This is a genomic window from Acidipropionibacterium virtanenii, from assembly GCF_003325455.1.
Lineage (GTDB): Bacteria > Actinomycetota > Actinomycetes > Propionibacteriales > Propionibacteriaceae > Acidipropionibacterium > Acidipropionibacterium virtanenii.
Genome location: NZ_CP025198.1, coordinates 3,039,011 through 3,056,016, shown reverse-complemented (window position 1 = coordinate 3,056,016; position 17,006 = coordinate 3,039,011). Strand labels below are relative to the sequence as shown.

Annotated in this window: 20 protein-coding genes; 10 read left to right on the top strand and 10 right to left on the bottom strand. The window is 69.5% G+C overall.

All coding sequences use genetic code 11. The features are described from left to right. Window positions 1-73 precede the first annotated feature (73 nt). Complete coding sequence (locus JS278_RS14145) at window positions 74-895, bottom strand: hypothetical protein (protein WP_114045753.1); 822 nt, start codon at window positions 893-895, stop codon at window positions 74-76. Between the two features lie 227 nt (window positions 896-1,122). On the opposite strand from JS278_RS14145, the gene JS278_RS14140 reads away from it, so the two are divergent. After that, complete coding sequence (locus JS278_RS14140) at window positions 1,123-1,563, top strand: hypothetical protein (protein ID WP_114045752.1); 441 nt, start codon at window positions 1,123-1,125, stop codon at window positions 1,561-1,563. Here JS278_RS14140 and JS278_RS14135 read toward each other — a convergent pair. Beyond that, window positions 1,548-1,793, bottom strand: coding sequence for a hypothetical protein (locus tag JS278_RS14135; RefSeq protein ID WP_147243231.1), 246 nt, complete (start codon window positions 1,791-1,793; stop codon window positions 1,548-1,550). The two genes, JS278_RS14140 and JS278_RS14135, sit on opposite strands and share 16 nt — an antisense overlap. A 132-nt stretch (window positions 1,794-1,925) precedes the next feature. Between JS278_RS14135 and JS278_RS14130 the strand changes: the two genes are divergently transcribed. After that, on the top strand, window positions 1,926-2,753 hold the full coding sequence (locus JS278_RS14130) for a sulfurtransferase (protein ID WP_220149986.1): 828 nt from the start codon (window positions 1,926-1,928) through the stop codon (window positions 2,751-2,753). A 21-nt stretch (window positions 2,754-2,774) separates the two neighbouring features. Here JS278_RS14130 and JS278_RS14125 read toward each other — a convergent pair whose 3' ends face one another. Then, window positions 2,775-4,130, bottom strand: coding sequence for an NAD(P)/FAD-dependent oxidoreductase (locus JS278_RS14125; RefSeq protein ID WP_114045750.1), 1,356 nt, complete (start codon window positions 4,128-4,130; stop codon window positions 2,775-2,777). Window positions 4,131-4,301: 171 nt separating this feature from the next. Here JS278_RS14125 and JS278_RS14120 point away from each other — a divergent pair, with 171 nt between their 5' ends. The 3 genes from JS278_RS14120 to JS278_RS14110 all read left to right on the top strand — a co-directional run bounded on the left by JS278_RS14120 (window position 4,302) and on the right by JS278_RS14110 (window position 8,712). Continuing rightward, on the top strand, window positions 4,302-4,916 hold the full coding sequence (locus JS278_RS14120) for an NUDIX hydrolase (protein ID WP_114045749.1): 615 nt from the start codon (window positions 4,302-4,304) through the stop codon (window positions 4,914-4,916). Continuing rightward, window positions 4,913-7,453, top strand: a complete 2,541-nt coding sequence (gene hrpB / locus JS278_RS14115) for an ATP-dependent helicase HrpB (RefSeq protein ID WP_245935126.1) — start codon at window positions 4,913-4,915, stop codon at window positions 7,451-7,453. Before JS278_RS14120 ends, hrpB begins: the two co-directional genes overlap by 4 nt. 83 nt (window positions 7,454-7,536) lie before the next feature. Further along, window positions 7,537-8,712: a glycosyltransferase family 4 protein gene (locus JS278_RS14110; RefSeq protein WP_114045748.1), complete on the top strand. Its 1,176-nt coding sequence runs from the start codon at window positions 7,537-7,539 to the stop codon at window positions 8,710-8,712. 173 nt (window positions 8,713-8,885) lie between these two features. Here JS278_RS14110 and JS278_RS14105 read toward each other — a convergent pair whose 3' ends face one another. Continuing rightward, on the bottom strand, window positions 8,886-9,545 hold the full coding sequence (locus JS278_RS14105) for a DNA-3-methyladenine glycosylase (protein WP_114045747.1): 660 nt from the start codon (window positions 9,543-9,545) through the stop codon (window positions 8,886-8,888). Between the two features lie 49 nt (window positions 9,546-9,594). On the opposite strand from JS278_RS14105, the gene thpR reads away from it, so the two are divergent. After that, on the top strand, window positions 9,595-10,212 hold the full coding sequence (gene thpR, locus JS278_RS14100) for an RNA 2',3'-cyclic phosphodiesterase (RefSeq protein WP_114045746.1): 618 nt from the start codon (window positions 9,595-9,597) through the stop codon (window positions 10,210-10,212). Here thpR and JS278_RS14095 read toward each other — a convergent pair. Together JS278_RS14095 and JS278_RS14090 are read right to left on the bottom strand one after the other, a co-directional pair. After that, entirely contained in the window at window positions 10,188-10,508 is a 321-nt protein-coding gene (locus JS278_RS14095) for a hypothetical protein (RefSeq protein WP_114045745.1), read from the bottom strand. The two genes, thpR and JS278_RS14095, sit on opposite strands and share 25 nt — an antisense overlap. Window positions 10,509-10,599: 91 nt before the next feature. Next, complete coding sequence (locus JS278_RS14090; RefSeq protein WP_114046354.1) at window positions 10,600-11,598, bottom strand: zinc-binding alcohol dehydrogenase family protein; 999 nt, start codon at window positions 11,596-11,598, stop codon at window positions 10,600-10,602. A gap of 110 nt (window positions 11,599-11,708) precedes the next feature. Between JS278_RS14090 and JS278_RS14085 the strand changes: the two genes are divergently transcribed. From JS278_RS14085 to trxA, 4 genes are read left to right on the top strand one after another with little or no spacing between them, the layout of a single operon-like run. Then, a complete protein-coding gene (locus tag JS278_RS14085) occupies window positions 11,709-12,206 on the top strand; it encodes a MarR family winged helix-turn-helix transcriptional regulator (protein ID WP_114045744.1) in 498 nt (165 codons plus the stop codon). Between the two features lie 13 nt (window positions 12,207-12,219). Continuing rightward, window positions 12,220-12,738, top strand: coding sequence for a glutathione peroxidase (locus JS278_RS14080; protein ID WP_114045743.1), 519 nt, complete (start codon window positions 12,220-12,222; stop codon window positions 12,736-12,738). A gap of 39 nt (window positions 12,739-12,777) precedes the next feature. Further along, window positions 12,778-13,788, top strand: a complete 1,011-nt coding sequence (gene trxB / locus JS278_RS14075; protein WP_114045742.1) for a thioredoxin-disulfide reductase — start codon at window positions 12,778-12,780, stop codon at window positions 13,786-13,788. Window positions 13,789-13,827: 39 nt separating this feature from the next. After that, entirely contained in the window at window positions 13,828-14,145 is a 318-nt protein-coding gene (gene trxA, locus JS278_RS14070; RefSeq protein ID WP_114045741.1) for a thioredoxin, read from the top strand. A gap of 333 nt (window positions 14,146-14,478) precedes the next feature. Here trxA and JS278_RS14065 read toward each other — a convergent pair whose 3' ends face one another. The 4 genes from JS278_RS14065 to JS278_RS14050 all read right to left on the bottom strand — a co-directional run bounded on the left by JS278_RS14065 (window position 14,479) and on the right by JS278_RS14050 (window position 16,953). Continuing rightward, window positions 14,479-15,726 (bottom strand): MFS transporter, encoded by a 1,248-nt coding sequence (locus JS278_RS14065; RefSeq protein WP_114046353.1) that lies wholly within the window; start codon window positions 15,724-15,726, stop codon window positions 14,479-14,481. 38 nt (window positions 15,727-15,764) lie between these two features. Further along, the gene (locus JS278_RS14060) at window positions 15,765-16,259 is read right to left on the bottom strand and encodes a hypothetical protein (protein ID WP_114045740.1); all 495 of its coding nucleotides are present in this window, start codon (window positions 16,257-16,259) and stop codon (window positions 15,765-15,767) included. 4 nt (window positions 16,260-16,263) lie between these two features. After that, entirely contained in the window at window positions 16,264-16,542 is a 279-nt protein-coding gene (locus JS278_RS14055; protein WP_114045739.1) for a hypothetical protein, read from the bottom strand. A 75-nt stretch (window positions 16,543-16,617) separates the two neighbouring features. Next, window positions 16,618-16,953, bottom strand: a complete 336-nt coding sequence (locus JS278_RS14050) for a hypothetical protein (RefSeq protein ID WP_114045738.1) — start codon at window positions 16,951-16,953, stop codon at window positions 16,618-16,620. Window positions 16,954-17,006 lie beyond the last annotated feature (53 nt).

Below are 17,006 nucleotides of genomic sequence, written 5' to 3'. Positions count from 1 at the left end.
CGACCGGCACCGCGACGGTCGCCCCGGCCAGGCGAGGTGCAGGACCTGTCGGGCTCCTGAATCAGCGAGGCCGTCAGCCTGCCAGCGGATCCCACATGCCCTCGGGATCGAAGGCGAAACCCTCAGGAGCGGGGACATCGAGATCCACGACGAGGCGGGTGTGAGCCGGGGAGCTTGCCGGGGCGATACGTGCCACCCTGGCGCTGAGGTCTTCGGGACTCATCAGGCGACGGACGTCGCTGGAGATGGCCATCGGCACCCAGCCGACCGGCGTGCCGTCGGCCACAATGAGACAGGCGCGCGCGTCGATACGATTGCCATGCTCAGGCTGAAGTTCGACCAGGTCGCCGGGATTCAGCGCACATAGAGCCGCTTCCTGGCTGTCGCGCGTGACCTTGATGACCCGGCCTCCGACGTCTCGGGGCATTTCGGGTACGTGGCGGATGCCGTTCGCGAAGAAGCGTGCGTGTGCCCTGCCGTTACGTACCTCGGGCATCTGCATGAACTGCAACGTGTCGCCTACCCGGGTACCGCCGGAATGGACGATCTGCTCCCACGGGGTGGCGTTCTCAGGGAGAAGTCCGATGCGGCTGAGGTAGTCGTCGAAGTCGGGCCGCCGAGGACTCATCACCCGCTGCTCGAACACCAGTGGCATCTGGGCGCTCCGATAGGTGCGGTGGAGGTCTCGCAGCTCGGGCAATGGCCGCAGCCCCTGAATCTCCGCGGCCTGGCGCGTGTAGTTGAAGGTGTACAGCTCGCCGTCGTAGCCGAAGCGCCCGATCGGAAGAATGGCCATCGTCTCGGGGTGCTGCCACATCACCAGTAGCTCGCTGACCTGTGGGGCTGCTGGGCCGGCCTCATCGCCCGGGCGTCGCAGTACATGCGTCGAACTCATCTCTCAACCTCCTCAGGTTCGTCTCGAGAACCATGCGCGCAGGGGTAATCGCCGGCTCCGACACTTCCGGAATCGGAGCCGGCACTCATGGGCCCCGGAGATCTGGGCGGGCCCTACTCCCCGTGACAGCGTCGACCATTGGTGGATCGGACGGAGAGTTCGCCGTCGGATCCACCAGTGCTCCTGGCCCGAGGCTCGGTGGAACCCAGGATCGGATAATCGGCGGCATGAATTCCACACCCGGACTCAGTCGGAGACTCGCCCTCGTCGCGGCGCTGCTGCCGTGGCTGACCGTGGTCCTACCGATCCGCTCCACCAGGAAGGAACTCGGCACCGAGGAATTCCTGTTCGATGAGGTCTCCTTCGGGCTGCTCGTGATGGCGGTGCTTTTCGCGGTCACCGCCGTCCTCGCCCAGGTTCCTGCTACGCGGCGCTGGTGGAGCTGGTGCGCCGCAGGGGTGAGCCTCGCCGCAGCCGTGGTGCTGGCCGGCAGCACCGTTCCGGGAGAGGTGATATGGGACGGGGTGGACTCTCAGGGCCGCCCGACCGGAGGGGTGGAACCCATCCTTCCCGACGTGGGCTGGGCGATCCTGGTGGTCGCCTGGGCCGCGATGACGGCGGCGGCGGTGATGGCGTTGGTGAGGCGACGCCGTCAGGCCTTGAAGTAGTCCGGAGCGGTCTTCGGCCGGGCGTCCCCGCCCGCCGGGGTGGCATGGCCGTCGGCGTAGGGATCGTTGCGGCGGGTCCGTCGCCCGCCCGACGGCTTCCTCTTCTGGAGATCGCGCAGATCACCGAGGTCGGCGTCTGAACGGCGCTTCTCCGGACGGCGCTTCAGGGCGATGATGAGTCCTCCCGCCAGGAGGGCGGCGGCCACTGCGACGATGGTGTTCCTGCTCATGCTGCGAGGTTAGTGCGGCCGGTGGCGGGAACCGAGCGATTCAGCCCGTGGAGTGCATCCCATGCCCGGGCGATGCGAATCTGCGGCGGACATCCTCCTGTGTTCATGGAAGTGCGGTGGAATGATCTGGGCATGACCAGTCTGCTGCCCACCCCACTCGTGACCGCCGATGACCTGGCCGACGCCCTGGCAGGCCCGGACGGCCGGCGGATCGTCGTCCTCGACGTCTCCATGGGGGCCTCCCCGGCCGACCCCCATATCCCCGGCGCGCTGCGCTTCGACCTGGACGGCCCGATGAGCGACCAGACCACCGGGCTGCCGCACTCGATGCCTGCCGATGACGTCTTCCAGGACGCCCTGCGCGGGCTGGGCATCACCGCCGGCTCCCATGTCGTCGTCACCGAGACCGACTACCTCTTCGCCGCCGCCCGTCCGTGGTGGATGCTGCGCGCCATGGGCATCGACGACGTCTCGATCCTCGACGGCGGAAACCCCGCCTGGGTGGCGGCGGGGAATCCGCTGGTCACAGAGGTGACGCCGCCACCGGAACCGGGCGACGTCGTCGTCGACCCGAGGCCCGGACTGCTGGTCGACGAGGAGCACGTCGAGCGGTCCCTGGCCACGGGAGACACCGTTGTCGACGCCCGCTCCCGGGCCCGCTTCGCCGGCACCGCGCCCGAACCCCGCCCGGGGCTGCGGGCCGGGCACATGCCGGGTGCGGTGAACCTGCCCTACACCGAGCTTCAGCGAGACGGTCGGCTGCTCCCGGTCGCCGACCTCACCGCCGCGGTAGATCGCACGGTGGGCGACGCCCCGATCGTCGCCAGCTGCGGTTCCGGAGTCACGGCCTGCGTCGTCGCCCTGGCCGCGGTGATGGCAGGGCGCGACGACGTCGCCGTCTACGACGGCTCCTGGAGCGAATGGGGGCGCAAGGGCGGCCCCGCCGTCGTCACGGAGTGACGCGGCCGTCGCGGGATCAGCTCAGTCGTCGTCCTCGCTGGTCGCGGCGGGCTTCTCGGACTCGGGCGTGGTCGCCTCCGGCTTGCCGTCCTCGTTGAGCACGTCGCCGACGATCGCTCCCGCCTCCTTGTTGAAGGTGAGGTAGCGCGAGCCCAGGTTGACCATCGCCTGGATGCGGTTGCGCCCGCCCAGCAACTGGAAGATGTGCAGCACCACCCAGGCGATCCAGGCGATGAAACCGGTGAACTTCGGGCCGTTCGGCAGCTCGACCACCGCGGCGTTGCGACCGATGGTGGCCATCGTGCCCTTGTCCACGTAGTGGAACTCCTCCAGGGCCTCACCGCGCTCCAGATGCGCCACCTGGCTGGCCACCAGCTTTCCGCCCTGCATGGCGGGCTGGGCCAGCTGGGGGAGCGGGTTCTCGTCGATGATCGCCCCGTCGCCGATCGCGAAGATCCGGTCCTGGCCGTGAACCCGCAGGCTCGAGTCGGTGACGATCCGTCCGCCGCGGCCGGTCTCGAAGCCCCAGCCCTTGGCCTTCTTGTGTCCGCCGACGCCGGCCGCCCAGATCACCATGTCGGCCGGCAGTGTCTGCCCGTCGCCCAGCAGCACCGAGTCGTCGCGGATCTCCTTGATCGTGGTGTCGGTGCGCACGTCGACCCCTCGTCGCTGCAGCTGCCTGCGGGTGTAGTGGCGCAGGCCGGGATCGAAGGGCGGCAGCAGGTGCGAGCCCATCTCCACCAGAGTGACGTGCACCCGGTCGATCGAGACGTCGGGGAAGATCGCCGGGATGCCCACCGACTTCATCTCCGCCAGGGTGCCGGCGGTCTCCACACCGGTGGGCCCGCCGCCGACGATGATGACGTCGAAGGTCTTCGACTTGTCGGTGTCCAGGGCCTCCAGGTGGGAGAAGATGACGTCGCGGGCGCGCAGCGAGGAGGCACGCGTGTAGATGGTGTCCGAGCGCTCCGCCGCCCCGGGGATGCCGAAGAAGTTCGCACCCACGCCCTGGGCCAGCACCACGTAGTCGTAGGGGATCGGATCGCCGTTGTCACAGTGCACCAGCTGGGCGTCGGTGTCGATCCTGGTCACCGAGGCGCGGCGGAATCGGGCATGGGCGCCGAGCTTCGCGATGAAGCTGCGCAGCCGGTAGGTGACGTCGCCGGGGTTCAGGCCACCGGTGGCCACCTGATAGAGCAGCGGCTGGAAGGTCGTGTACGGGTTCTTGTCGATGATGGTGACATGGCAGCCCTCCGCCGCCAGGGCCTTGGCGGCCGCCATCCCGCCGAACCCGCCGCCGACAACGGCGACCTTCGGCCTGTCGCGGGTGAACGCGGGCTCATGTCCGAAACGGGAGAACAGGGCGGGCAGTGGCATCAGAACCTCCGACAGGTGGGCGCGGGAAGATGTGTTGCTCACATTACGGCAACCCCTCGAGCCGTCGACAATGTGAGGTAGCTCTCATCGCGGGCAGCGATCATGCCCGTGGCGATACCAGTGGAAAGTGCCGGGATCGGGCGTCGTGCAAGGTTGTGCAACTCTTGGCCCATGGCCCATCTCAACACTGAACCGCACGGTCACGACGTCACCATCAGTGCCTGGATCTTCCGGCAGGTCGACGGGGTGCTGAAGGCGCTGGTGCACAAGCACCGGAAGATGGGCATCTGGCTGCAGCCCGGCGGCCACATCGAGCACACCGAGAATCCCTGGCAGGCGCTGGTCCACGAGATCCGCGAGGAGACCGGCTACGAGCCCGAGCAGTACAGCGTCCTCCAGCCTCTGCCGAGGATGGCCGACGGGGTACACGACGTCATGCATCCGGTACCGGCCGTGATGAACACTCATTCCCCTTATCAGGGGCACTTCCACTCCGACCTCATCATGGCCCTGCGCACCGGCCAGGACCCGGCCCATGAGCCCCGGCCGGGGGAGTCGAGGGAGATGGCCTGGCTCACTCCCGACGAGTACGCGGCCCACCAGGACGCCGAACCCGACGCCGTGGCGATCATGACGATGCTCGCCCGGCGGGTCGTCCGGCACTGGTACGAGATCCCCGCCACCGACTGGAGCCTGCGCGACGCCGAACCCGAGCCGCTCACCGATCGCACCGCTGCGCAGGCCACCGCTCCCGATCCCGAGGGCGAGCGGGAGACGTCCTGGTGATCGATCTGGACGCCATCGGTTCCGGGCTGCCGGTCGCCGGGCACGCCCGCGAGCTGCGCGACGCCCTGGCGGGGCGGCGGATGGTGGTGCAGGCGCCGCCGGGCACCGGCAAGACCACCTTCGTCCCGCCGCTGGTGGCCTCCACGGTGCCCGGCCGGGTGGTCGTCACCCAGCCCCGCCGGATCGCCGCCCGGGCCGCGGCCCGGCGTCTGGCCGCGCTGACCGGCACCCGGGCCGGCGAGTACGCGGCGCACACCGTGCGCGGGGAGTCGACCCTGACCCCCGGCACCAGGGTGGAGTTCGTCACCACCGGTGTGCTCATCCAGCGGCTGCTGCGCGATCCCGAGCTGGCCGGGGTCGACGCCGTCATCCTCGACGAGGTGCACGAGCGCCACCTGGACGCCGACCTCGCCGTCGCGATGGTGTGCGAACTCGCCGAACTGCGCGACGACCTCACCGTCGCCGCGATGTCGGCCACCCTCGACGCCGCGATGTGGGCGGGACTGCTGGGCGCCGGGTCGACGGGAGACGGGGAACCGGCGCCGGTGGTGGAGGTCGGCTCGGTGCTCCACCCGCTGGAGATCCGCTGGGCGCCCGCCGCTGGATCTGCCACCGACGCACGCGGGGTGCGCCGGGCCTTCATCGACCACGTCGTCGCGCAGACGGTGCAGGCCTTCTGGGACACCGGGGGCGGCGCCCTGGTGTTCATGCCCGGGGCCCGCGAGGTCGACGCCGTGGTCGCCGGGCTGAAAGGGCTCCCCGAACTGGCCGGAACCGACGTCATGGCCCTCTACGGCCGAATGGATTCCCACTCCCAGGACGCCGCACTGAGACCCACCGAGAAGCCCAGAATCGTCGTGGCCACCTCGGTGGCCGAGTCCTCCCTCACCGTGCCCGGCGTGCGACTGGTGATCGACTCCGGTCTGTCGCGCGAACCCCGACTGGACCGCGGCCGGCAGATGACCGGCCTGGTCACCGTCCGCGAGTCGAAGGCTTCGGCCACCCAGCGGGCCGGACGCGCCGCCCGGCTGGGCCCCGGCGTCGCGGTCCGCTGTCTGCGCCACGAGGACTGGGCCGGGATGGACGCCGAGTCCCCGCCCGAGGCCGAGCACGCCGACCTGGTCGGCCCGCTGCTCACCCTGGCCTGCTGGGGATCGCCGCGCGGACAGGGGATGCGGCTGCCCGGCGCGCTGCCGCCCGACCGGGTGGCCGGAGCCGAGGAGGAACTGCGCGGCCTGGGCGCCCTGGACGCCGACGGGCGGGTCACTCCGCGTGGCCGGGAATTCTCACAGATCCCCGCCGATCCGCGCCTGGCCCGCGCTCTGCTGGATTCCGGTGAGATCGGTTCCAGAGCCGCCGCCGAGGTGGTGGCCATGCTGGCCTCCGACGAGAGGGCCCCCGATGGCGACCTCGTCGCGCTGCTGCGGACGCTGCGGTCCGGACGCCACCCGGGATCGCGCGGCTGGCGGCGGCAGGCGCGTCGTCTCGAGGGACTCGTGCCGCATGTCCCGGGCCGCCGGACCACCGCCGACGCCCAGGTCGGCACCGTCGTCGCCCTGGCGCATCCCGGCTGGATCGCGCGCAGCAGAGGAGGCCGGGGAGACGGGGGCGGCGGCTACCTGCTCGTCTCGGGCACCGGGGCCGATCTGCCTCGCGGATCGGCGCTGGCCGGTCAGGAATGGTTGGCGGTGGCCGAGACCTCACGGGTGGCCGGGCACGGATCGGGGGCGGTGATTCGGGCGGCCGTGCCGATCGACGAGGGACTGGCACGAGCGGCCGCCGCCGGCCTGGAGACCACCGAGGACCGGGCCGTCTGGCGGTCCGGCCGGATCGCCGGGAGGCGGGTGCACCGGCTGGGGGCGGTGACGCTGACCTCCACACCGGTGAAACCCTCGCGGGCCGCCTCCCGGAGCGCCGTGGTGGCGGCGCTCCGGGAGGAGGGCATGGGGATCGACGGTCACGGCGTGTTCACTTGGAGCCGCAACGCCCTGGAGCTGCGACGTCGCCTGGGACTGCTGCATCGCGTCCTGGGCGACCCTTGGCCCGGCATGGACGAGGAGACCCTGGCCTCCCGGGCCGAGGAGTGGCTCGGTCCGGAACTGGACGCCCTGGCCCGGGGGAGGGGCGCCGGCGGGGCGTCGATGACAACGGCGCTGCGCAGGCTGCTGCCCTGGCCGGCGGCCGTCCGTATCGACGAACTGGTGCCCGAGGCGGTCGTGGTGCCCACCGGATCCCATATCCGCCTGGAATACCCCGAGGTGGGCTCGGACCTGGCCCCGGTGCTGGCCGTCAAACTCCAGGAGTGCTTCGGCTGGACCGACGGCCCCACAGTGTGCGACGGGAGAGTGAAGGTGGTGCTGCACCTGCTCTCCCCGGCCCGCCGGCCGCTGGCGGTGACTGACGACCTGGCCAGCTTCTGGGTCAACGCCTACCCGGGGGTGCGCGCCGAGAACCGGGGCCGCTACATCAAGCATCCCTGGCCCGAGGATCCGTTGACCGCTTCGCCGCAGCGCGGCACCAAACGGTCCGGGAGATAGGGGAGGTCCGGGAGGTAGCGGCGGCTCGTCGGCCGAACGGCCGTTTCGTTAGGCTTGGACGGAAGTCACTGCCAGGAGGACAGATGCCGAAACGCCGGGTCACCGTGATCAACCACTACGCCTTCCCCCCGGGTTCAGGCGGCATTACCCGCAACTTCGACATGTTCTCCCGGCTGAAGAACTGGACCCCGCACTTCTTCGCCGCCAACATCAACCACACCAGCGGCCAGAAGATGACGGTCGACGACCCGCGCTACACCCTGGTGCCCATTCCCGAGTATTCGGGCAACGGCGTCAAACGGATGCTCGGCTGGGTGGCCTTCGCGGCCGGGGCCGGAGCCCGCGCCCTGGTGCGCCCCGCCGACGTCATCTTCGCCTCCTCCCCGCAGATCCTCGCCCCGGCCGCCGCGATGGTGGTGGCCAAGCTGCGCCGCAAGCCCTTCGTCGTGGAGATCCGCGACCTGTGGCCCGACTCCCTGGTCTCCGGCGGGGCGGTGAAGGAGGGCTCCCTGCTGCACAGGGTGCTCGTCGGCCTGGAGCGCACCATCTACGCCCACGCCCGGCAGATCGTGGTGGTGCCGACCGGCTGGGAGGATCACTTCCGCGAGCTGGGCATCAACACCGACAAGATCACCGTGGTGCCCAACGGCGCCGACCTGGCCGAGTACGAGGTGCCCGAGACCAAGGAGGAGCTGCGCTCCCGGTACGGCATCTCCGGGTTCACCGCGGTGTTCTCGGGCACCCACGCCAACTACGTCGGCCTGGACCTCATCGTCGACGCCGCCGAGAAGCTGCCCGATGTCAACTTCCTGCTCGTCGGATCGGGGGCCCGCAAGCAGTGGGCCGTCGACGAGGCGGCCGCCCGCGGCCTGGGCAATATCACCTTCCACGACCAGGTGCCCAAGTCGGAACTGGTGCGCATCCTGCGGGCCTGCGACGTCGGCCTGCACACCGTCACCCCCCAGGAGGTCTTCAACAAGGGGATGAGCCCCAACAAGCTCTACGACTACATGGCCGCCGGGCTGGCGGTGGTGAGCAACGCCAAGGTGCCGCTGCGCGACGTCATCGTCGACGACGAGGTGGGCGCGGTCGTCGACCCCCACGATCTGGTCGAGGGGATCGCCCGGGTGCGCGACGCCGACGAGGCCACCATGGACCGCTGGCACGCCAGGGCCCGGGAGCTGATGGCCGACCGGTTCAGCCTTCAGGCCAGCGTCGACAAGCTCGAGACCGTCCTGGAGAAATCGTTGTACAGATGAGCGGAGGGGACGAGCCCTCGGCCTCTGCCATCGGGCGCTCCGGAGCAGCAATTATTCGTCCCAGAACCCCGGATCAGGCGTCGCCGATGCCATACCGCTGGTTCCAGGACGAGAAAACGTCAGTGCCCGCCTCAGCGCATCGGGAACTGGGGTCCGAATAGCGCGCCCGAACGCTAGGCGTGGTTCCCCGTGGTGTTGTGACCTGAGACGGTGGGATCCCCGGGGATGGCGAACCGCCACGGCTTCTCGGCATTGCGGGAGATGCCGATCCGGGTGCTGGTGACGTGGTCTGCCGGTGATGCCGGGGCCTCCAGCGTCCACAGTGATCCGTCAGGGGCCGGGGAGGCTCCCGCGGCCTGGGAGAGCGGTGCTCCGGAGTCGGTGAGTTCGGCGCCCAGAGCCTGACCCAGATTTCCCGGGCCCGAGGCAAGTCGCCTTGCCGGGAGCGGTCGCGCTGCAGGCAGACCCCGTGCCGCCGCACGGGCGCTGCGCCGGGCCCGGGCGAGGTCCTTCCCGATCACCACCTCGCCGGCTCGCAGCAGTACCGCCGAGGCCTGGCCGTCGGGGGAGCAGACGATGTTCATGCAGCGGTGGATGCCGTAGGACAGATACACGTAGATGTGCCCGGGAGGCCCGAACATCACCGCCGACCGTGGCGTGGGGCCGCCGAAGGCGTGCGAGGCGGGATCGTCGAGACCCATATAGGCCTCCACCTCCGTGAGCCGGATCCCCACCTCGCCCCGCGTCCCGTCGGCCAGCACCGCGGTGTGGCGGATCACCGCCCCCAGCAGCTGGGGTGCGACGTCGACGGCGGGCAGGCGGAGATCGATCACAGGCACGAGAATAGGCGTGTCGATCCGGCCACTGCGGCACCCTTGGAGCATGGGACAACGGATGTATGCGGCGCTGGTGCCACCGGCCGAGGTGCTCCGGAGCATTGACGAGACCCTGGAGCGGATGTCCGGGCGTACTCCGCCCTCAGACCCGCGCAGGCTGCGGTGGAGCCGGCCGGGAGACTCTCACATCACCTTGGTCTTCATGGCAGAGGTGGACGATCCCGACACCCTGATCGACGCCCTCACGGAGGCCCTGGCCGGCCGGCCGCCGGTGGCGGTGGGACTGGGCGGTGCCGGGGCCTTCCCGCGGCCCGACCGGGCGAAGATCCTGTGGCTCGGCGTCGCCGACCCCGCCGGAACCCTGCCCGCCCTCGCCAGGCGCGCCCGTTCGGCCGCCAGAAGTGCCGGGGCGCGGCCCGAGAGCGGCCCGTTCCGCCCGCATGTCACGGCCGCGAGGGCCCATGACGCCGACGTCACCGGCGAGATCGAGGCCCTGTCGTCATTCGGCGCACCGATGTGGGTGGCCCGTTCGGTGACCCTCTTCGCCTCGCACCTGCCGCGTCCGGGCGGCCGCAAGGGCCAGGGCCCGCGGCATGAGCCGGTCGCCGAGATCGGCCTGGAGGGGATCCCCCGGAGATCTCAGTTCCGGTCGCCGAACCAGTAGGCGGCCCCGGCGGCAGTCGCGGTGACGGTCAGCACCGACGGCCACGGGCCGATTCTCTTCGCCAGCGGATGGGAGAGGCCGAAGGCCCCCAGATAGGCGGCGCCGAGACCCGCGGTGGTGGCCGCACCCTTGCGGGCCAGCCAGCTGCGCCCCGCCAGCACCCCGGCGGCGGCCAGCACCGCGCCTCCGATCGGACGGATGCCGGTGGCCCGGGCGATCTGCCAGCCTCCGATCAGCCCGGCGGCGATGACGGGGGCGGTCTTGAGCGACTCGGGATCCTTCAGGCAGTTCTTCATGCCGCCAGCCTAGATGCGACGATCACTCCCGCCGGCCCTGTTTCCCGTGCCCGGACTCTCGCGAGGGGCCTTTGCGGGAGTGATCGTCGGTTCACCAGGCGTCGGCCTCCACCACGACCTTGCCGATCATGTGGCCCGACTCCACCATCTCGGTGGCCTTGCGCAGGGTGGCGGCGTTGATGCCCTGGAGACGAGTGGTCATGGTGGACTTCACCTTGCCCGAATCGACCAGCTCGGCCACCCGTGTGAGGATCCGGCCCTGCTCGGCGATGTCGGGGGTGTGGAACTGGGTGCGGGTGAACATCGACTCCGAGGTCACCGTCAGGGACTTCGGCTTGAAGGCCAGGATGTCGAAATCGGGCAGCCCGTCGATCGTCACCAGATGCCCGAATGGGGCCATCACCTCGGCCAGCTCGGCCACTTTGCCGACGGTGTGGGGCGACAGCACGCCGTCGAAGCCCTCGACGCCGATCTCGGCGGTCTGCTCGGGCAGCGGCCTGCGGTGGTCGATGACGGCGTCGGCGCCGAGCTTGAGGCACCAGTCGGCGGACTCGTCGTGCGAGGCGGTGGCCACCACCGGACCCTCGGTCAGGAGCTTCGCGATCTGGATCGCGATGGAGCCCACCCCGCCGGCCCCGCCGATCATGAGGAAGGCGTCATTGCCACTCAGCCGCATGTGCTCGCGCAGCGCCTCCGACGCGGTGATCGCGGTGAGCGGCAGGGCCGCGGCCTGAGCGGCGGCCAGAGTCCTGGGGCGTTTCGCCACGACCCGGTGATCGATGAGGGTGAACCGGGCATAGGAGCCCGGACGGGTGCGATCGCCCGAGTGCCACACCTCGTCGCCCATCGAGAACCCCTCGACGGACTCCCCGACGGCCTGGACGGTGCCCACGGCGTCGAATCCCAGCACCAGAGGGGTCTCGGGGGTGCCGGCGCCGTTGCGCAGCTTGACGTCGATCGGGTTCACCGAGACGGCTCGCACCTCCACCAGCAGATCGTTGGGGCCCGGAGTCGGCACCGGGATCTTGACGTCCACCAGAGACTCCGGATTGGTGATCGGGAGCGACCGGGTGACTGCGACTGCTGGCATGTCCATGTGGATCACGCTAGTTGACTTCTGCGGCGGCGGGGCCGTGAGGGAGATCTGAGCCCTCAGCGAACTACCTTGTATGCCAACTATTGGTGCGCGAGTATTCAGGCATGGACGAGGAATCGACAGCAACGGTCAAGGCCATCGGGCCGCTCGAGCAGCCACTCGAACAGATGGTGTGCTTCGCCATGTACTCGGCCGCCCAGGCCACCGTGCAGTACTACCGGGACGTCCTGGCCCCCTTCGGCATCACCTACCAGCAGTTCCTGGTGCTGGTGGAGCTGACGCTGGCGGGGCGCCAGTCGCCCAGTCACCTCGCCGCCGCCCTCCACCTCGACTGCTCGTCGGTCTCCGGGCTGCTCAACCGGATGGAGAAGGCCGGTCTGGTCGAGCGGATCCGCGACGACGAGGACCGCCGCGCGGTGAGCGTGGCCGCCACCGACCGCAGTCGTGAGATCTTCAGTCGGCTCGGCTTCCTGGGCGGCTGCGTGCCGGCGGCGATGAACCTGGAGCCCGGGGAGATGCGGGCTCTCGTCACCGCCCTCCACAAGGTCCGTGACGCCGTGACCGCGGCTCCCCGGCCCGAACCTGAACCCGTCATCGCCTGAAAGGACATCCGACATGACCACAGCACAGGCACCCCAGACCGTCGACCTCAAGGATCTGGCGGTCACCACCCTGCAGGGGGAGCACACCACCTTCGGCGCAATCGTCGGCGACCGGACGGCGCTGGTCGTCAACGTCGCCTCCCGTTGCGGGCTGGCGCCCCAGTACGAGCAGCTCGAGGCCCTGCAGAAGACGTACGCCGACCGGGGATTCACCGTCATCGGCTTCCCCTGCAACCAGTTCATGGGCCAGGAGCTGAAGTCCGAGGAGGCGATCGGGGAGTACTGCTCCACCACCTGGGGAGTCACCTTCCCGATGTCGGCGCGGATCAAGGTCAACGGCTCCCAGACCGACCCGATCTACGTCCAGCTCAAGAAGTTCCCCGAGGACGAGAACGGAAAGAACGGCCGCATCACCTGGAACTTCGAGAAGTTCGTGGTGAGCCCCGACGGCCACGTGACTCGGTTCAGCCCGACCACGAAGCCCGACGAGCCTCAGGTGATCGAGGCCATCGAGAGCGCGCTGGGTGACTGACCCCCGTAATCTGTGTCCAGAACGTTCTGAAAGGTATTCATGCGAGACGTCATCATCATCGGGTCCGGGCCGGCCGGACTCACCGCGGCGATCTACGCCGCCAGGGCCAATCTCAACCCGCTGCTGATCGCCAGCTCCGTCGACGTCGGCGGAGAGCTCATGCAGACCACCGAGGTGGAGAACTTCCCCGGCTTCCCCGACGGCATCATGGGCCCCGACCTGATGGCCGCCATGCAGGCCCAGGCCGAGAAGTTCGGCACCGAGGTGGTCTACGACGACGTCGCAGCCCTCGACATCACCGGCCCGGTGAAGAAGGTCACCGTCGGCGAGGGGGACACCTTCGAGGCGCGCACCCTCATCTACGCCACCGGCTCGGCCTACCGCAAGCTCGGCATCGACCGCGAGACCGAGCTCTCGGGGCGGGGCATCTCCTGGTGCGCCACCTGCGACGGCGCCTTCTTCCGCAACCGGCACGTCGCGGTGATCGGCGGCGGCGACTCGGCGATGGAGGAGGCCACCTTCCTCTCCCGGTTCGCCTCCAAGGTCACCGTCATCCATCGGCGCGATGCCCTGCGCGCCTCGGCCGCGATGATCGAGCGGGCGAACGCCGACCCGAAGATCGAGTTCCGCTGGAATGCCACCGTGGCGGAGTTCCTCGGTGATCAGAAGGTCGACCGGATGCGGCTTCTCGACACCGTCACCGGGCGGACCGAGGAGATGCCGATCGACGGCGTCTTCGAGGCGATCGGGTCGGATCCGCGCACCCACCTGATCCACGGCGTCCTGGACCTCACCAGCGCCGGGACCATCGAGGTGGACGGCCGCAGCTCCCGCACCTCGGTGCCCGGAGTCTTCGCCGCCGGGGACGTCATCGACCCCACCTACAAGCAGGCCGCCACCGCGGCCGGCTCCGGAGTGGTCGCCGCCCTGGACGCCCAGGCCTACCTGGCCGCCCTCGACGACGCGAAGAACGCTCAGATCGACGACGCGGGGAACACCGAGGCCGCCCGGGCCGTTGTGGCTGAGGACACGGCGCCCGCCGCCGTCTGAACAGATCGACACCAGATACTGAATCCAGGAGGTTCACATATGTCCATCAATGTCACCGACGCCTCATTCGAGACCGACGTCCTGAAGTCCGACAAGCCCGTCGTGGTCGACTTCTGGGCCAGCTGGTGCGGCCCCTGCCGCCAGGTGTCCCCGATCCTCGACAAGATCGCAGACGAGCACTCCGACAAGATCACCCTCGCGAAGATCGACGTCGACGCCAACCCGCAGATCGCCCAGCAGTACGGCATCACCTCGATCCCCGCGATCTTCGTCTTCAAGGACGGCGAACTGGCCAAGACCACCATCGGCGCCAAGCCGAAGCCGGTCCTGGAGCGGGAGCTCGCCGAGTTCCTCTGAGTTGAAAGAGGAGGGGCAGCTCCTCCACGTCGCTTCGCTCCTGCCTCCCCGGCGGTGGCGAAGCAGGTGAGAAGGTCGGTGTCGCCGGCCTGACGCTCGCGCTGGCGTTCCCTGTCCGCTGGCTATGCGCCCCGTTCTCCTGCGTTGGCCCTCCTGCAGGAGGGCCAACGCAGGAGAACGGGGCGCATAGTGCGTTCACAGCTGGTGGTGCCGGAGCCTGGGTGCATCCCTGGGACACTCGGACCAGGGTCTGTGGCTGGACGTGCGGTCGAGTTCTGCCAGCAGGCGGGAGCGAAGCGCACTGTCCACTCGGCGGCGGTGTGGTGGCAGAACTCACCCCCGTTCGCGGCCCGGGAGCGCCGACGAGCAGATGAGGGTCAGGACGCCGGCGGCCACGATCGTCAGCAGCCCGAACCGCAGCCCCACCGCGTCGGCGACCATGCCCACCAGTGGTGGTGAGGCCAGAAAACCGATCCGCATCAGCCACGACACCAGGGTCAGGCCCGTCCCTGGCCGCAGCCCGGGCAGCCGGTCGGCCTGACTCATCGCGGCGGGCACCAGGGTCGCCACCCCGAAACCCGCGCAGGCGAATCCGGCGATGGTGCCGGCCACGCTCGGCATCGCCAGCGTCAGCCCCATGCCGACGGCGCACACCCCACCGCCGGCCCGGGCCACGGTTCTTCGCCCGAACCGGTCGCTCATCCGGTCGCCCAACATCCGGCCGATGAACTGGGCGCCCACCAGGGCGATGAATCCGCCGGCCGCCACCGCGTGCGGGGCGCCCAGGGAGCTCGACAGGTACAGCGTCGCCCATGAGTTTCCCGCATCCTCCACCATGGTGCCCGAGATGGCGATCAGTACCAGTGCCACCAGCACGATCACCGCCCGCGGGCCGACCCGCGAGGACGCCGCCTCCTGCCCGGTGCCCGGTTCCCGGGTCTCCGGGGCGTCACGTCCGTCGTCATCGCGGCCCGGCAGGCAGAGCCTCAGACACGCCAGTGCGACCGCCGAGAAGACCACCCCCGACACCACCAGGTGCGCCCCCAGCGACAGTCCGGACGCGATTGCGCCCGCGGCCATCAGACCGCCGGTCACCGCCCCGACCGACCACACCGCGTGGAAGGAGTTGATGATCGAGCGCCGGTAGCGCCGCTCCACTCTCAGGCCGTGGGAGTTCTGGGCGACGTCGGTGAGGGCGTCCATACCGCCCGCCAGGAACAGCGCTGCCACCAGCATCGCCACCGATCCCGAGACCCCTGCCGCCACGATGCAGACGGCGGCGGCCATGGTGCCGGCCACCGCCACCCGCCCGGAGCCGAACCGGCGGATCATCCAGGCCGCCGCCGGACCGACGACGATCGCCCCGATCGGCATCGCGGTCACCGCCAGTCCGTAGGCGGTGTTGCCCAGCTGCAGAGCGTCCTTGATCTCCGGGTAGCGCGGCAGCAGGTTGGCCGGAATCGCCCCGTTGGTGAAGAACAGCGCCGCGACCGCCGACCGGGCCCGTCTGTCGACGGGCGAGGGACCGGAAGGCGAAGCACCGGTGAGCGAGGGATCAGGAGGTGCGGGGCGGTCGGCCATGGTCCTGACCATAGGGGATCGCGCCGGCCCCGATCCCGTTACGGGGAGTCGATCTCCTGGGCTGTGGCACTCGGGTCGGCGGCCCTGACTGCCGCAAGCACCTCCTCCCGGAGTCTCTGCATGCGGTTGATGTTCGCGACGACGCCGTCCGACACGGTCCACTTCGAGATCTGCACCAGCACGTCTGTTCCGCCGCCGTTCGCAGTGGTGTGGACGAGGGCGGTGAAGCTGTCCTTGAGCTTGTTGCCGAACCTGGAGAGGATCCGGTCCTCGCCGCGCGAGACCTCGTAGAGGTCCCCGACCGCCGCGTGAGGTTCCGGGCGCGTGGTCACCTTGGAGGCGATGTGCGGCCACAGGGCCTGGGCCGGGGCTGTGCTGTGGATGAGCAGGTCGGTCTTGGTGATCTGCTGGCCCTCGCGGTTTCCCCTCCGGTCGAACACATGCTTGTTCAGGCCCCGGGTCATGGCCTGGCGGATGTAGGTGATGGCAATGCCTACGAGGAGCAGTGCTCCGATGGCGACGACGGTTCCCATGGCCTCACCGATTCCCGATCGAGCGGCCGTGGATGAATGCGGCTACGCCGGCGACGAATCCGACCAGGCAGAGGATGAGGATCGGGAGCACCTGACCGACTCGCATGGCCACCCCGCAGGCGACCATGACCGCCCCGCCGCAGATCATCCAGACCGTGGCGATGGACTTGTTGCGTTCCCGCCGCTCAGGGGTGGGACGACCTGGTGCGGAGATCTCCTGGCCCGTCCCTCCATCCCAGGACCGGGGGCTGGAACCGGTATTGTCCGACGATGGATCAATCATTGATACTCCAGTGAAAGAGGTGCCGAATCCGGCATGGTGATTTCTTGACGGCGGGGGTGGTCAAGCCTTGATCAATCAGTCCAGACCGGGGATGTTGTCAACGGTTTTATCCTGATTGCTCCCGGACTGCCCTTCGTAGATATTGCAGTAGGCGATGATCCGCGTGTAGGCGAGCCCCTCATTCATGGCGTCGATGCTCTTGTCGTGGGCGCTGAGCATCGAGTCGATCACGTCCGTCTGGTTGTCGCTGGCGCTGATGCCCAGCCCGGTGTGGTCGCTCATCCCGGCGAACTGCTGGCAGGTAGTGGTGGATCCCTTGTCCTGGAGCATGGAGCAGCCGCCCAGGAAGCCGGTCATGAGCACTCCCGCGGTGACGGCGGCGGCTGTCCTGATGAGTCGTGCCGATGTCATGTCGCTGGACCTCCTTGAAACGATCGGTTCGGGGTTTCGGTATTAGCGTCGAA

Coding starts and splice junctions, on each gene's coding strand:
- JS278_RS14145 (WP_114045753.1), bottom strand. CDS start 895: ATGAGTTCGACGCATGTACTGCGACGCCCGGGCGATGAGGCCGGCCCA.
- JS278_RS14140 (WP_114045752.1), top strand. CDS start 1,123: ATGAATTCCACACCCGGACTCAGTCGGAGACTCGCCCTCGTCGCGGCG.
- JS278_RS14135 (WP_147243231.1), bottom strand. CDS start 1,793: ATGAGCAGGAACACCATCGTCGCAGTGGCCGCCGCCCTCCTGGCGGGA.
- JS278_RS14130 (WP_220149986.1), top strand. CDS start 1,926: ATGACCAGTCTGCTGCCCACCCCACTCGTGACCGCCGATGACCTGGCC.
- JS278_RS14125 (WP_114045750.1), bottom strand. CDS start 4,130: ATGCCACTGCCCGCCCTGTTCTCCCGTTTCGGACATGAGCCCGCGTTC.
- JS278_RS14120 (WP_114045749.1), top strand. CDS start 4,302: ATGGCCCATCTCAACACTGAACCGCACGGTCACGACGTCACCATCAGT.
- JS278_RS14110 (WP_114045748.1), top strand. CDS start 7,537: ATGCCGAAACGCCGGGTCACCGTGATCAACCACTACGCCTTCCCCCCG.
- thpR (WP_114045746.1), top strand. CDS start 9,595: ATGGGACAACGGATGTATGCGGCGCTGGTGCCACCGGCCGAGGTGCTC.
- JS278_RS14095 (WP_114045745.1), bottom strand. CDS start 10,508: ATGAAGAACTGCCTGAAGGATCCCGAGTCGCTCAAGACCGCCCCCGTC.
- JS278_RS14090 (WP_114046354.1), bottom strand. CDS start 11,598: ATGCCAGCAGTCGCAGTCACCCGGTCGCTCCCGATCACCAATCCGGAG.
- JS278_RS14085 (WP_114045744.1), top strand. CDS start 11,709: ATGGACGAGGAATCGACAGCAACGGTCAAGGCCATCGGGCCGCTCGAG.
- JS278_RS14080 (WP_114045743.1), top strand. CDS start 12,220: ATGACCACAGCACAGGCACCCCAGACCGTCGACCTCAAGGATCTGGCG.
- trxB (WP_114045742.1), top strand. CDS start 12,778: ATGCGAGACGTCATCATCATCGGGTCCGGGCCGGCCGGACTCACCGCG.
- trxA (WP_114045741.1), top strand. CDS start 13,828: ATGTCCATCAATGTCACCGACGCCTCATTCGAGACCGACGTCCTGAAG.
- JS278_RS14065 (WP_114046353.1), bottom strand. CDS start 15,726: ATGGCCGACCGCCCCGCACCTCCTGATCCCTCGCTCACCGGTGCTTCG.
- JS278_RS14060 (WP_114045740.1), bottom strand. CDS start 16,259: ATGGGAACCGTCGTCGCCATCGGAGCACTGCTCCTCGTAGGCATTGCC.
- JS278_RS14055 (WP_114045739.1), bottom strand. CDS start 16,542: ATGATTGATCCATCGTCGGACAATACCGGTTCCAGCCCCCGGTCCTGG.
- JS278_RS14050 (WP_114045738.1), bottom strand. CDS start 16,953: ATGACATCGGCACGACTCATCAGGACAGCCGCCGCCGTCACCGCGGGA.